Annotated in this window: 15 protein-coding genes; 7 read left to right on the plus strand and 8 right to left on the minus strand. The window is 69.8% G+C overall.

Annotation, left to right across the window (positions count from 1 at the left end; genetic code table 11):
- The first annotated feature begins 4 nt into the window (after positions 1 to 4).
- From ASD23_RS02245 to ASD23_RS02255, 3 genes are read left to right on the plus strand one after another with little or no spacing between them, the layout of a single operon-like run.
- The gene (locus tag ASD23_RS02245; protein WP_056005677.1) at positions 5 to 1,180 is read left to right on the plus strand and encodes a polyamine ABC transporter substrate-binding protein; all 1,176 of its coding nucleotides are present in this window, start codon (positions 5 to 7) and stop codon (positions 1,178 to 1,180) included.
- Positions 1,173 to 2,099 carry an ABC transporter permease gene (locus ASD23_RS02250; protein WP_056005681.1) on the plus strand — a complete coding sequence of 309 codons (927 nt, stop codon included), beginning with the start codon at positions 1,173 to 1,175 and terminating at the stop codon, positions 2,097 to 2,099. Before ASD23_RS02245 ends, ASD23_RS02250 begins: the two co-directional genes overlap by 8 nt.
- The gene (locus ASD23_RS02255) at positions 2,096 to 2,971 is read left to right on the plus strand and encodes an ABC transporter permease (protein ID WP_056005684.1); all 876 of its coding nucleotides are present in this window, start codon (positions 2,096 to 2,098) and stop codon (positions 2,969 to 2,971) included. Before ASD23_RS02250 ends, ASD23_RS02255 begins: the two co-directional genes overlap by 4 nt.
- Positions 2,972 to 3,082: 111 nt before the next feature.
- Here ASD23_RS02255 and ASD23_RS02260 read toward each other — a convergent pair whose 3' ends face one another.
- Complete coding sequence (locus ASD23_RS02260) at positions 3,083 to 3,565, minus strand: hypothetical protein (RefSeq protein ID WP_056005687.1); 483 nt, start codon at positions 3,563 to 3,565, stop codon at positions 3,083 to 3,085.
- 128 nt (positions 3,566 to 3,693) lie between these two features.
- Positions 3,694 to 4,560 carry an NAD-dependent epimerase/dehydratase family protein gene (locus ASD23_RS02265; RefSeq protein WP_056005691.1) on the minus strand — a complete coding sequence of 289 codons (867 nt, stop codon included), beginning with the start codon at positions 4,558 to 4,560 and terminating at the stop codon, positions 3,694 to 3,696.
- 69 nt (positions 4,561 to 4,629) lie between these two features.
- On the opposite strand from ASD23_RS02265, the gene ASD23_RS02270 reads away from it, so the two are divergent.
- Complete coding sequence (locus ASD23_RS02270) at positions 4,630 to 5,019, plus strand: winged helix-turn-helix transcriptional regulator (protein ID WP_056005694.1); 390 nt, start codon at positions 4,630 to 4,632, stop codon at positions 5,017 to 5,019.
- A 5-nt stretch (positions 5,020 to 5,024) separates the two neighbouring features.
- Positions 5,025 to 5,573, plus strand: coding sequence for a cysteine hydrolase family protein (locus ASD23_RS02275; RefSeq protein ID WP_056007662.1), 549 nt, complete (start codon positions 5,025 to 5,027; stop codon positions 5,571 to 5,573).
- 62 nt (positions 5,574 to 5,635) lie between these two features.
- Here the strand turns inward: ASD23_RS02275 and ASD23_RS02280 are convergent, their stop codons facing one another.
- Genes ASD23_RS02280 through ASD23_RS02290 form a run of 3 tightly spaced genes read right to left on the minus strand, consistent with a single transcriptional unit; the run spans position 5,636 to position 7,520 of the window.
- The gene (locus tag ASD23_RS02280; RefSeq protein ID WP_056005697.1) at positions 5,636 to 6,205 is read right to left on the minus strand and encodes a DUF3618 domain-containing protein; all 570 of its coding nucleotides are present in this window, start codon (positions 6,203 to 6,205) and stop codon (positions 5,636 to 5,638) included.
- Positions 6,202 to 6,708: a phage holin family protein gene (locus ASD23_RS02285; protein ID WP_082571119.1), complete on the minus strand. Its 507-nt coding sequence runs from the start codon at positions 6,706 to 6,708 to the stop codon at positions 6,202 to 6,204. Before ASD23_RS02285 ends, ASD23_RS02280 begins: the two co-directional genes overlap by 4 nt.
- The gene (locus ASD23_RS02290) at positions 6,705 to 7,520 is read right to left on the minus strand and encodes a hypothetical protein (RefSeq protein ID WP_056005700.1); all 816 of its coding nucleotides are present in this window, start codon (positions 7,518 to 7,520) and stop codon (positions 6,705 to 6,707) included. The genes ASD23_RS02285 and ASD23_RS02290 overlap by 4 nt, the downstream gene beginning before the upstream one ends.
- Before the next feature lie 304 nt (positions 7,521 to 7,824).
- Here ASD23_RS02290 and ASD23_RS02295 point away from each other — a divergent pair, with 304 nt between their 5' ends.
- Positions 7,825 to 8,787, plus strand: coding sequence for a TIGR03557 family F420-dependent LLM class oxidoreductase (locus ASD23_RS02295; RefSeq protein WP_200941664.1), 963 nt, complete (start codon positions 7,825 to 7,827; stop codon positions 8,785 to 8,787).
- Between the two features lie 141 nt (positions 8,788 to 8,928).
- Positions 8,929 to 10,416: an XRE family transcriptional regulator gene (locus ASD23_RS02300; RefSeq protein WP_056005703.1), complete on the plus strand. Its 1,488-nt coding sequence runs from the start codon at positions 8,929 to 8,931 to the stop codon at positions 10,414 to 10,416.
- 33 nt (positions 10,417 to 10,449) lie between these two features.
- Here the strand turns inward: ASD23_RS02300 and ASD23_RS02305 are convergent, their stop codons facing one another.
- From ASD23_RS02305 to ASD23_RS02315, 3 genes are read right to left on the minus strand one after another with little or no spacing between them, the layout of a single operon-like run.
- Positions 10,450 to 11,187: an SRPBCC family protein gene (locus ASD23_RS02305; RefSeq protein WP_056005706.1), complete on the minus strand. Its 738-nt coding sequence runs from the start codon at positions 11,185 to 11,187 to the stop codon at positions 10,450 to 10,452.
- A 2-nt stretch (positions 11,188 to 11,189) separates the two neighbouring features.
- On the minus strand, positions 11,190 to 11,792 hold the full coding sequence (locus tag ASD23_RS02310) for a winged helix-turn-helix domain-containing protein (RefSeq protein WP_157376983.1): 603 nt from the start codon (positions 11,790 to 11,792) through the stop codon (positions 11,190 to 11,192).
- Positions 11,793 to 11,818: 26 nt separating this feature from the next.
- Positions 11,819 to 12,373 (minus strand): dihydrofolate reductase family protein, encoded by a 555-nt coding sequence (locus ASD23_RS02315; protein ID WP_056005708.1) that lies wholly within the window; start codon positions 12,371 to 12,373, stop codon positions 11,819 to 11,821.
- Positions 12,374 to 12,504: the final 131 nt, after the last annotated feature.

Here is a 12,504-nt window from a genome sequence, read left to right on the forward strand (position 1 = left end):
CACGATGTCATCCGAAGAGATCCGCATCCTCGCGCCCGCGGGCGCGGCCAAGACCATCCGCCGCGAGCTCTCGCGTCGCCGCTTCCTGAGCTTCGCCGCCGCGGCGAGCTCGGCCGGGCTGCTCGCCGCGTGCGCGCCGACCGGGTCGCCCACCACCGCGCGGGCCTCTGGCGGCCCGCTCGAGTCGAAGCTCTCGATCTACACCTGGGGCGACTACGACGCCCCCGACGTGCTCGACGCCTTCACCGCCGACCTCGGCCCGAAGATCTCGCTCAGCGCCTTCAACTCGAACGAGGAGATGGTTGCGAAGCTCGTCGGCGCGCGCGGCACGAGCGGCTACGACATCGTCGTGCCGACCGGCACCTTCGTCGCGCAGATGGCCGAGCACGGGTTGTTGGCCAAGCTCAACCACGACCTCATCCCGAACCTGAAGCACGTCGACCCGACGTTCCTCGGCCGGGCCTGGGATCCCGACAACGAGTACTCGATCTGCAAGGCGTGGGGCACGACCGGGTTCGTGTACGACGTCACCGCGATCGACCGCGAGCTGAAGGACTGGAACGACTTCATCGACGCGGCGCAGAACGAGGCGAGCGGCAGGACGTCGCTGCTCGACGACCCCTCGGAGATCACGGGCATCTACTTCTGGGCCAACGGCATCCCGTGGACCACGACCGACCCCGACGACCTCGACGCGGCCGAGGCGTTCCTCGTGAACGAGCTCGCGCCGCACATCTCGGCGTTCGACTCCTACCCGGGCGGCAGCGCGATCCCGCAGGCGACGCAGATGCTCATGCAGTCGTACAACGGCGATGCCCGCCTCGGCATCCTCGAGAGCCCCGAGCCGGAACGCTGGAAGTACGTGCTCGGCTCGCCGGCGACGGAGATCTGGATGGACAACTGGGCGATCGCCGCGGGGGCGCCGAACCCCGAGGCGGCGCACGCGTTCATCGACTACGTGCTCTCCCCCGAGAACGCGCTCGCCGAACTCGACTACATCGGGTACGACACCGGCGCGAAGGGCATCGAGCAGGTGGCGTCGGACGCCGGCCTGCCGATGCTCGACCTCGTGTTCTTCACGCCCGAGCAGGTCGCGACCATGCACGAGGGCGAGCTGACCGAGGCGCAGGAGCGGGTCGTCCAGATCTGGAACGCGACGAAGGCGGCGGCTGGTGCGTAAACGACTCCCCGGATTCCTGCTCGCGGCGCCCGCCTGGGCGTGGCTCGCCGTCTTCTTCGTCGCCCCGGTCGGGATGGTCGTGTGGTTCAGCTTCGGCTACAAGCCGAGCATCTTCGCCACCCAGGCCACCGACAAGCTCTCATTCGACCGATACGCCGAGGTCTTCAGCCCGACCTTCTTCGCGACGTTCCAGAACACGCTCTGGGTCGGGGTCGTCGGCACCGTGCTGTGCTTCCTGATCGGACTGCCCGTCGCGTACTGGATGGCGGTGAAGGCTCCGCCGTCGCGGCGCGGCCTCCTCGTCGCGCTCGTGATGGTGCCGTTCTGGACGAATTTCCTGGTGCGCACGATCGGCTGGCAGGTCATCCTCTCGCCCGACGGCTGGCTCTCGACGGCGCTGCAGAGCGTCGGCCTCGAGCCGCTCGCGATCCTGAACACCCGCGGCGCGGTGCTCCTCGGCGTCGTCTACAACTACCTGCCGCTCATGATCCTGCCGCTGTTCGTCGCGTTCGACCGGGTGAACGGGCCGCTCCGGGAGGCGTCGAAGGACCTCGGCGCCGGCAAGTGGACGACCTTCTTCCGCATCACCCTGCCCCTCGCGCAGCCCGGCATCATCGCGGGCGTGCTGCTCGTGTTCATCCCGCTCATGGGCGACTACATCACGGCGACCGTGCTCGGCGGGGCGAAGGGCAACATGGTCGGCCAGCTCGTGGCGAGCCAGTTCCAGACCGCGCAGAACTGGGCGCTCGGCTCGGCGATGGCGGTCGTGCTGATCATCGTGATCCTCGCCACCGTCGCCGTCGGCGCCGCGATCGTGTGGCTCGTGACCCTGCCGATCCGGGCGAGCCACCGGCTCGTGATCGGGGCGCCGGCATCGGCGCCGGCATCCGCTTCGATTCATGAGGAGGTCGCGGCATGAGTGCTCCAGCAGCGCAGCGACAGGTGCGACGGTCGCGCAAGGCGTGGTCGGATGTCGCGTTCGACGTGTGGGGCGTCCTGGTGCTCGTCTTCCTGTTCGCCCCCATCGCGGTCATCATCGTCTCCTCGTTCAACGTGGGACGGCTGCTCGTCTCGTGGGACGGCTTCGGGTTCGACTCGTTCCTCGCGCTCCTCGCGAAGCCCGCCATCCGCGACGCCGTGTGGATCTCGGTCGAGACGGGCTTCGTCGCCGCGTTCGCCGCCACGGTGCTCGGCACCCTCGCGGGCATCGCGATGGCGCGGCATCCGGGCAAGTGGGTGTGGTGGTTCATGGGACTGCTGCTGCTCGTCTCGGTCACGCCCGAGATCGTCGACGCGGTGGCATTGCTGCCGTGGATGGTCTTCCTCGGCCAGGACCTCGGCATGTCGCTCTTCAACGACGGCATCGTGCGCCTCGTGATCGGCCACTCGCTGTTCTCGATCACGGTCGTCTCGTACCTCGTGCGAGCGAGGCTCGTCGGCCAGGAGGCGCAGCTCGAGGAGGCCTCGGCCGACCTCTACGCGACGCCGACCCGTACCTTCCGCAAGGTCACCCTGCCCCTCGCGATGCCCGCCGTGCTCGCCGGGTTCCTGCTCTCGTTCACGCTCAGCCTCGACAACACGGTCATCGCCGCGTTCGTCTCGGTCTCGGGCTCGACCCCGTGGCCCGTCTACGTGCTGAGCGCCCTGCGAAGCGGACTGCGGCCCGAGATCGCGGCGGTCTCGACGATCATGCTCGTGCTGACGCTCATCGCGCTCGGCCTCGTCGCGCTCGTGCTGCGTCGGGCGGGAGACTCGGCGGCCGACATCGCCCGAACCATGGGCGGCGGCTGAGACGTCCGCGTCGTCGCGCACGCGCGACCGCGCTCGTATACACGCAGCGCACACGACAGGGGCGGGAGCAACAGCTCCCGCCCCTGTCGTGTCAGTGGTGCTCGCGCGCGACTAGCCGATCGACGAGCAGACGCCGACCAGATCCGTCATGGACTTCTGCAGCGTCGCGGCCTGCTCGCTGATCTTCGTCATGTCGACGCTGGCCGGGTCGGTGGTGATGGCCGTGATCAGGTCGGAGTACGCGGTCACGGCGTCAGCGGCGCCCGTCGCGACGACGGAGACCTCCTCGTTCGAGATCTTGCCCGAGGCTTCCGTGAGCGAGACCTTGACGGTCTCGAACGCGGCGAGTGCAGCGGCGGCGTCGGTCATGTCCACCGTCGTCAGCCCGGTGAGCTCCTCCATGCTGGTCTTGACGATCCCGCACGCCTCGTCTTTGGTCTGCCCGGCGTCGGCCTTGGGCTCGGATTCCACGGACTCGGACGACGCCTCGCCCTTCGTGTCCTCGCCGGCAGCGGTGCCGGTGGCGGCGCAACCGGTGAAGAGCAGGGCGAGTGCGGCGAGCGAGCCGGCGGCGATCAGGCGTGTAGACGTCATGTGCGTGTTGTTCCCCTTCGGATACGGGTCGATCCGACCCCCCGGCCATCCAACCAGTCGCCGCAATCCCCCGACATGGGGAGCACTCCCCATTGACGCGGTGAAGAACGACACCGGTGCGGCCTCGCTCAGGCGGCGGATGCCTCGTTCGTCACGACGTCGACCACGCTCGAGTGCTCCGGGACCCAGCCGAGCTCGCGGGCCTTGCTGCCGGAGGCGCGCTGATCGAGCAGGAGCGCATCGGCGAACGCGGCGCCGAGTCGTGCGCGGGTGATCTCGACGGGTTCGGGGGCGACGCCGGCTCCGCCCGCCACCGCGCGGGCGAGCGCCCGCACCGTCGTCGGGTTGCCGTCGCTGCCGACGATGCGGCCGAGCGGTCCGTCGTGGGTGAGTGCGAGTTCGTAGAGCCGGGCCAGGTCATCGACGTGCACCCACGTCCAGTGCTGGGTGCCGTCGCCGATGAGCCGGAGCTCGCCTCCCTCGCCGCGGGGCGCGTCGGTGATGAGTCCGGCGAGTCCGCGGCCGCGGCCGCGGCCGTAGACGACCCCGGGCACGACGATCGCGGCATCGACGGATGACGCGAGCAGTCGCTCCTCGAGCGGCACCCGCCAGGCGACGAGCTCAGGTGCGTCGAGCGGGCCCTCCTCGTGGATCGCATCGCCCGAGCCGTATGCCCAGATGCCGCTCGTCAGCACGAACCGCTTCGCGGTGCCTCCGAAGCGATCGATGACGGTGTCGATGACCGCCGTGTTGAACGCCTCGGCTCCCGCCTCGGGGGCGGCCGTGTGCACCGCACCGTCGACGCCGTCGAGCATGGCGCCGAACCACGCGGCATCCGTCACCTCGCCCTCGACGGCCGCCGCACCTCGCGCGGCGACGCGCGCGGCGGCCTCGGGAGTGCGGACGACGGCGACGACCTCGTGCCCGGAGGCGATGAGCGTATCGAGCACGGAGGATCCGATGTAGCCGGTGGCACCGGTCAGGAGAATTCGCATGGGGACCACGGTATGCATCGGATACTGGTTACTTCAACGGAACCGATCCCGAGGGAGACGAGGTAGCCCATGTCGACGTCGCTGCTGGACGAGGACGGGGCCGACGCATCCGCGATGGACGTGCTGAGCCCCGACTGCCCGAGCCGGGTCGTGTTCGGCCGCATCGGCGAGCGGTGGACGATGTTCGTCATCCTCGCGCTCGAGCCCGGGCCGATGCGGTTCACCGCGCTGAAGGCCCGAGTCGGAGTGGTCACGCCGAAGGTGCTCACCGAGACGCTCCGTGCACTCGAGGGCGACGGCCTCGTGTCGAGGCGGGCCTTCGACGAATCGCCGCCCCGGGTCGAGTACGCGCTCACCCCGCTCGGCAGGTCGCTGCTGGAGCCGATCGCCGCGATGCGGGCGTGGGCCGAGGCGCATGTGCCCGAAGTGCTCGCGTCGCGCGATCGGGCGCTATCGTGACTCTCGTGACCCGCACCCTCGTGATCATCGATATCCAGAACGACTACTTCGAGGGCGGCGCGCACCCGCTGGTCGGCCCGGATGCCGCCGCGGCCAACGCCGCGCGCCTGCTCGCCTCGCATCGCGAGGCCGCCCAGCCCGTCGTGCACGTGCAGCACGTGTGGGATGCCCCCGACGCAGCGTTCTTCGCGCCCGGCACCCACGGCGTCGAGATCCACCCGCTCGTCGCCCCCGCCGAGGGCGAGCCCGTCGTCGTCAAGGCGCACCCGAACTCGTTCCTCGGCACCGATCTCGACGCACGACTCCGCGCGGCCGGGGCGGACGTCGACGGCGTCGTGATCGTCGGGATGATGTCGAGCATGTGCGTCGACGCGACGGTGCGCGCCGCCGCCGACGCCGGCTACTCGGTGACCGTCGCCCACGACGCGTGCGCAGCTCCAGACCTCACCTTCGGCGACACCTCGGTGCCCGCCGCGCAGGTGCACGCCGCGTTCATGGCGGCGCTCGGCGACAGCTACGCCGAGGTCGTCTCGACCGACGAGCTGCTCGGCTGACCCCGACGGGCGCGATGCCGCTCCGAGAGTGGAGCGGCATCGCGTCATCCGTTCGTCGGCGGTCAGCCCATCCGGCGCTCCGCCGCATGCTTGGCCTCGGCCTGCACCTCTAATGCCGCCGACGCCCCCTCGTCGCGCACGACTTCGACGGCCTCGGTCGCGCGTTCCTTGACGGCCTCCGCCCCCTGCATGGCCGGCTCGCGCAAGTGCTCGACCGACTCCTGCGCCACATCCCGCGCTTCCTCGATGAGGGGGGCTGCCGCCTCCTTCGCCTTCTCGGCCAGGTCTCGTTCCGGCTTCGACGCCGGGATGAGGGATGAGGCGAGCCATCCGACGCCGAAGGCGATGAGGCCGACGGCGATCGGGTTGCCCTGCGTCGCCGATGCGACCTTGCGCGGCGCTCCGGCAACGGCCTCTCCGGCGGAGTCGACAGCGGACTCGGCCGAGTCGATCACGTCGGAGGCCGTGCCCATGACCCGGTCGGTCAGTCGGCCGACCGCGTCTTTCATCCTGTGGCCTTGGCGTTGCGCCATCTTGGCGGGGTTGACCTTGTCGGCGAGCGCGTCGACGTCGCTGCCGAGTTCTCGTCGGGTCCGCTCGATGTCCGAACGGATCAGTTCCGGGTCACTCATCGGTTCTCCTCATTTCTCTTCAGCGTCTCGGGAATCTTCTTGACGCTCTCGACGGTCTCCGGGATGCCCTCGACGCTGTCGAACTCCTTCTTGCCGACGACCGCGAGCACGACCGCGACGACGGCCCAGATGGCGGCGACGACGATGGCCGACCAGGCGTTCCCGATCAGGTAGCCGAGTCCCCACCAGAGCGCGATCGAGAGGAAGAGCGCCGCGAACAGTCCCGCGACGCCGGCACCGCCGTACATGCCGGCGCCCTTTCCGGCCCGCTTCGCCGAACGTGAGATCTCGGCCTTGGCCAGCTCGACCTCCTGCCGCATGAGCAGGGAGACGTCACGGCTCACCTCCGCGAACAGGTCGCCGAGCGAGGTCGTCTCGGCGTGCACCTCGGAGGGCGTGGGCGATGACGAGGGCGGGTCGACGGATGTCGCGGGCGCGCCCACGCCCTGAGCGGCCGAGCCCAGTCGTGCATCGTGCGCGCCGATGCGGGGTTCATCGGTCATCGTGCTCCGCCTCCCCCGGGTGCACCGACCGACGGTGCGCCGATCGATCCGGACCGGTCGGCGCCGGGCATGCCGGCGGCGGTGGCAGGCGCCGTTGCCATCCCGGTCACCGGCGCGCTGGTTGAGGACGCCCGCGGCTCAGTGGCCGCGGAACCGCGGTCGGGCGGCGTTGCGAGGGCGCGCGTCAACCGCCCCACGACGACGCCGGCTCCGACGGCGATCGCGAGGAAGGCTCCCGGTCGCCGGCGGGCGAAGGTCTTCACCTCCTGCACGAGGGAGCCGGGGTCGCGGGCATCGAGCCACCGGGCGACGTCGTCGGCGCGTCGGCCGGCTTCGCGCACGAGGTCGGTGGCATACCCCGACTCGCTGGACTGGTCGGCCATCTGCGTGAACTGCGCTCCCGCTGAGCGGAGTCCGCCGGCCACTCGCTTCTGCTGCACTGCGGCTTGCTCCCGCAGCTCGACGGTGACATCGTCGGCGAGCCGGCGCGCTTGCTCCGCGGTCTCCTCGACGACGGCCTTGCCTTCCTCCTTGGCGACGTCGACCACTCGGTGGCCGGCGTCGCCGGCATCGGAGGCGACCGAGGCGGCGTCGTCCGCGAGCGAAGATGACCGGCCCGCGCCGGCCGGGCCGGCGGAGCCGGTCGTGGCATCGCCGACGGGACCGCCGGTCACGGCGGACCCGCGGGTCGCGTCGGCCTCGGTCACCTCGGAACCGCCTCCGGGGACCGCCCCGAAGCCGGCGTCGACATCGCTCGTGGAGCCCGCGGCCGGTGAACCGTACGAAGGCTGCGATGGGGTGTTCTCGGTCATCTTGCTCTCGCTTCCGTGATGTCGGTCCAGCGCGGACCGATGCCGGTTCGGCGTCGGTCCGCGCCGTCGGGTCGACCGGGGTCGGACGGGTCATGAGGTCGACACCGGCTGATGCGCGCAACGTTAGATCGGCGGCGCTTGCACGAGAAGGGACTTGCGCGTCCGACGACTGCGGCGTATAACGCGGGTGATCCGTCGGCGCGCAGCCACGCATTGTCGTCGGTGAGGGTTCCGGGCGCAAGCGCCTTCCGGGCCGGACTGCGCGCGCGTAGCGTCGCCTGCGCACGTCCGGTGAGGGGGACCGATGATCCGATACGGATACAAGCTGGCCGCAGAGGGCTTCGCCCCGGGAGAGCTCGTTCGCCAGGCCGAGCTCGCCGAGCAGAGCGGCTTCGACTTCGTCGAGATCAGCGACCACTTCCATCCCTGGCTCGACTCGCAGGGCCACTCGCCGTTCGCGTGGAGCGTGCTCGGCTCGATCGCGGCGAAGACCACCCGGCTCGGGCTCGCGACCGGGGTCACGTGCCCGACCGTGCGGTACCACCCCGCCGTCATCGCCCAGGCGGCTGCGACACTCGCCCTCCTCTCCGACGGTCGGTTCACGCTCGGCGTCGGCTCCGGCGAGCGCCTGAACGAGCACGTCGTGGGGCGCGGCTTTCCGGCCGTCGCAGAGCGGCAGGACCTGCTGCGCGAAGCGATCGAGATCATCCGGCTGCTGTGGTCGGGCGGGTACCACTCGTACCGAGGCGAGTACCTTGCCCTCGAGGACGCCCGCGTGTTCGACCTTCCCGACGAGTTGCCCGTCATCGCGGTCGCGGCGGGCGGTCCGGATGCCGCGGAGCTCGCCGCCGAACTCGGTGACGGCATGTTCGGCACCGAACCGAAGCCCGAGTTGCTCGAGACGTACCGCGCCGCGGGCGGCGTTGGTCCGAGGTACGGCGAGGTGGGTCTCGCATGGGCGGAGACCGAGGAGGCGGCGGTCCGGTCGGCATTCGAGACGAGTCGCTGGTCGCTCACCGGGTGGAAGGTCATGAGCGAGCTCCCCAACCCGGCGAATTTCGAGGCGGCGGCCGAGGTCGTCAGGCCGGAGGACGTGGCGAACGCCATGCCCTGCGGGCCCGATGTCGCGAAGCACCTCGACGCGATCCGCAGGTACGAGGAGGTCGGCTACGACCACGTCGTGCTGATGAACAACGGGCCCGACCCCGACGGGTTCATGGACTTCTTCGCGAACGAGCTGAAACCGCGGCTGAGCCCGTCGGCCTGACGGGGTCGGCCGCAGAACCACGATCTTTCACTGCGAGGTGCAGCACGATCGCGGCAGATTTCCGGAAGTTGCTGGTTCAACTCGGAAATTCCGGGATTCTTCCGTTTGCGGCATCCGATCACCCATGTCACCATCGAAGGCATGATCACCGCGGATCGCAGCGCGACCCCCTCCCCCGACCTCGCCGAGTCGAGTGCCGACGAGGTCGACGCGCTCACGCTCGGCCGTCGCATCCGCGACCGTCGCGCGGCGCGCGGCATGACCCTCGGCGAGCTCGCCGCCGCGATCGATCGCGCACCTTCGCAGGTCTCCGCGATCGAGAACGGCAAGCGGGAGCCCCGCCTCTCGATGCTGCGCACGATCGCGCTCGCCCTCGGGACGAGCGTCGATGAACTGCTCCGAGCAGATGCCCCTTCGGAACGCGCCGCGCTCGAGATCGCCGTCGAGCGCGCCCAGCGCGGGCCGGTGTTCGCGGCGCTCGGCCTGCCCTCGTTCCGCGTGGCGAAGGGCATGAACGACCAGACGCTGCAGACGATCCTGAGCCTCCACAACGAGATCGACCGCCTGCACCGCGAACGCGCGGCGACGCCCGAGGAGGCGCGACGGGCCAACGCCCAGTTGCGCGCCGAGATGCGCGCCCGCGACAACTTCTACCCCGAGCTCGAGGCGAAGGCGGCCGAGCTGCTCGAGGCGGTCGGCCACACGGGCGGGCCGGTCTCGCACCAGCTCGTCGCCGACATGGCGAGCCACCTCGGCTACTCCCTGCACTACGTGGGCGACCTGCCCCACTCGACCCGATCGGTGACCGACAAGCGCAACGGCCGCATCTACCTGCCGACCCAGCAGTCGCCGTCGCGCGACTCCCGTTCGCCGATCCTGCAGGCGCTCGCGAGCCACCTGCTCGGCCACGAGGAGCCCGCCGGCTACGCCGACTTCCTGCGCCAGCGCATCGAGACGAACTACCTGACCGCCGCCATCCTGCTGCCAGAGCAGGCCGCCGTGCGCTTCCTCACCGAGGCGAAGAACCTGCGCCGCATCTCGATGGAGGAGCTGCGCGACGCGTTCGCCGTCTCGTACGAGACGGCCGCGCACCGGTTCACGAACCTCGCCACCGCGCGGCTCGGCATCCCCGTGCACTTCACGAAGGTGCACGAGTCGGGCACGATCATCAAGGCGTACGAGAACGACCGCGTGCGCTTCCCGAGCGACGCGCTCGGGGCGATCGAGGGCACGACGATGTGCCGCAATTGGACGGCGCGCACCGTCTTCGACGTCGAGGACCGCTTCAGCCCCTGGTACCAGTACACCGACACCCCGTCGGGCACGTTCTGGTGCACCTCGCGCATCGAGAAGGCCAAGGAGGGCGAGTACTCGGTCTCGGTCGGCGTGCCGTTCGAGCACGTGAAGTGGTTCCGCGGGCGCGAGACACCGCATCGTGCGGTTTCACGATGCCCCGACCCCGCCTGCTGCCAGGCGCCGACCGGGCTCGCCGATCGGTGGGCGGATGCCTCGTGGCCCGCTGCGCGCACCCCGACGTCGTTGCTCGCGGCCCTGCCCACCGGCACGTTCCCGGGCGTCGACCAGACCGAGGTGTACCAGTTCCTCGAGGCGCACGCGCCGCGCGACTGACGCCAGGCGATTGACGCCACGCGACCGAAGCGGTCAGGGAGCGACCGCGTCGAGCCAGCCCTGCCATGCACGCGTGCGGTCGGGCGCATCGACCTCGCTCGCGAAGACGTGGTGGCCGACCCCGGCGGCGTAGTGACCGCGGTAGAAGCGATAGAGCGCGTCGGCGCTGCGGACGCCCAAGGTCTCCCACGTCGCCGAATCGACGGTTCCGGGAATCGGCGCGAGCCCCGACGGAGTCAGCGTGACCGCCTGACCGGTGGACTCCGTGCCGATCACGCCGAGATCGGCCTTCATGGCACTCCACCGCCGGTCGAGATCGCCGAACGGAGCGGACGCGGTGATCGCGATCCCCGGTCGCCCGGCGAAGTGCGTGAGGTACTCGACGAGCGTGTGCCGGTACATCCGGCCGCCCGAGAGCATCGCCTCGAATTCGTCCTCCCAGTCGTCGCCGGGGAGGAACCCGCTGGAGACGATCCTGAGCACGGTGCTGCCTGCGGCACGCGCCTCGATGAGGAACTCCATGGCGAAGAACCGCCCGTCGGGACTCTCGGCACCCGTGAATGAGAAGTGACGCGCCGGCTCGTACGCGCCGATCGTCGACTCCTGGGCGTAATTGCCCATCGTCGTGCGCACGACTCCCTCTCGTGGGTCCACCTCGGTGGCCCCCATGAACCAGGAGCTCAGGCCGGGGCCGGTCGCGATCGCCTGCCATACCGTCTCGGCGGAGAGGTCGAAGTGCAGTTCGGCGGGCTCTTCGAAGCGATGCGACATGGTCAGTCCTCCTGGGTGGTCGACGGCGGCTTCGTGCTCGGATGGATGGCGAGGACGAGCCGGTAGTCGCGACCCCGCACCGCGGACTCGTCGTGGTACCGGCTCACGAGCTCGAGGGCGGCGTTGCTGAGCTCCTCGGCGAAGGCTGCACGGTCGGCGGCGGACGCGAATCGGATCTCGCCGTCGAGGGCGAAGGTGGCGAGCGGCTTCGATTGGCGTGCCGCCGCGGTGATGAGTGCCCCGACATCTCGCACGAGCCGGGCGGCGAGCGCCAGCATCCAGCCTGCCGAGAGCCGATCGGGCGACCGGGAGGGGTCGGGCTGCACGGAGGAGAGCGCCGCCGGCGTGATCACATAGGACGACGCCGTGGCCCGCATGACCCGTTCGATGACGTTGCCCTTCTTGCGCTCCTCGGCGAGCTCGATCAGGCCGTGCTCCTCGAGGGTCCTGAGGTGGTAATTCACCTTCTGCCGAGGGAGCCCGAGGCGATGGCCCAGCGCGGTGGCCGAGTTCGGCACGGCGAGCTCGGCGAGAAGCCGGGATCGGATCGGATCGAGGGATGCGACCGCGGCATCCGCGTTCTCGATCGGGCTCACATCGAGCATGAGGACTCCTGGGTTCGAGTGGGAGATCAGGATACGGCGGCTGCATGCGTCGGACGGAGCCTCCGCACCGTCACCCCGTTGGGGTAGTCGGTGGAATCCACGATGTCGAAGCCGATGTTCGTGGTGAAGACCGGAAGCCCGCTGCCGAGCACGACGGGGTGGATCGTGAGGCGGTACTCGTCCACCAGGCCGTGCGACGAGAGGTACTGGGCGAACGCGGCGCCGCCCGAGACCCCGATCGGGCCACCGGGAAGCGACTTGAGACGAGCGATCTCCTCTTCGGGACTGCCTGTCGCGAGCCGTGCATTGTTCCATTCGACGTCCGTCAGCGTCGTCGAGAAGACGACCTTCTCGACGTTGTTCATGACGTCGGCGAGCGGGCCCTCGGCCGCCGGCCAGGTCGCGGCCTGGCCCTCGTAGTTCTTGCGACCCATGAGGATCGTGTCGAGCCCCCCGAGCAACTGCTGGGTGTCGGCCATCAGCTCGGGGCTGAAGTTCGGAAACACCCAATCGAGCCCTCCGTCATCGGTGGCCACGAAGCCATCGAGGGATACGTTCATGCCGAGTGTGACTGTTCTCATCGTTCCATCTCCTGATTCGGTGCTGCGGACGGACCGGGAATTCCCAGTTCCGTGTCGATATGACCAGCGTCGCACCGACAAGAAGACTTGTCAAGACAATTTCATTGATCGGTTTGCTGCGGTACTCCGGC

Source organism: Agromyces sp. Root1464, from assembly GCF_001427265.1.
Taxonomy (GTDB): domain Bacteria; phylum Actinomycetota; class Actinomycetes; order Actinomycetales; family Microbacteriaceae; genus Agromyces; species Agromyces fucosus.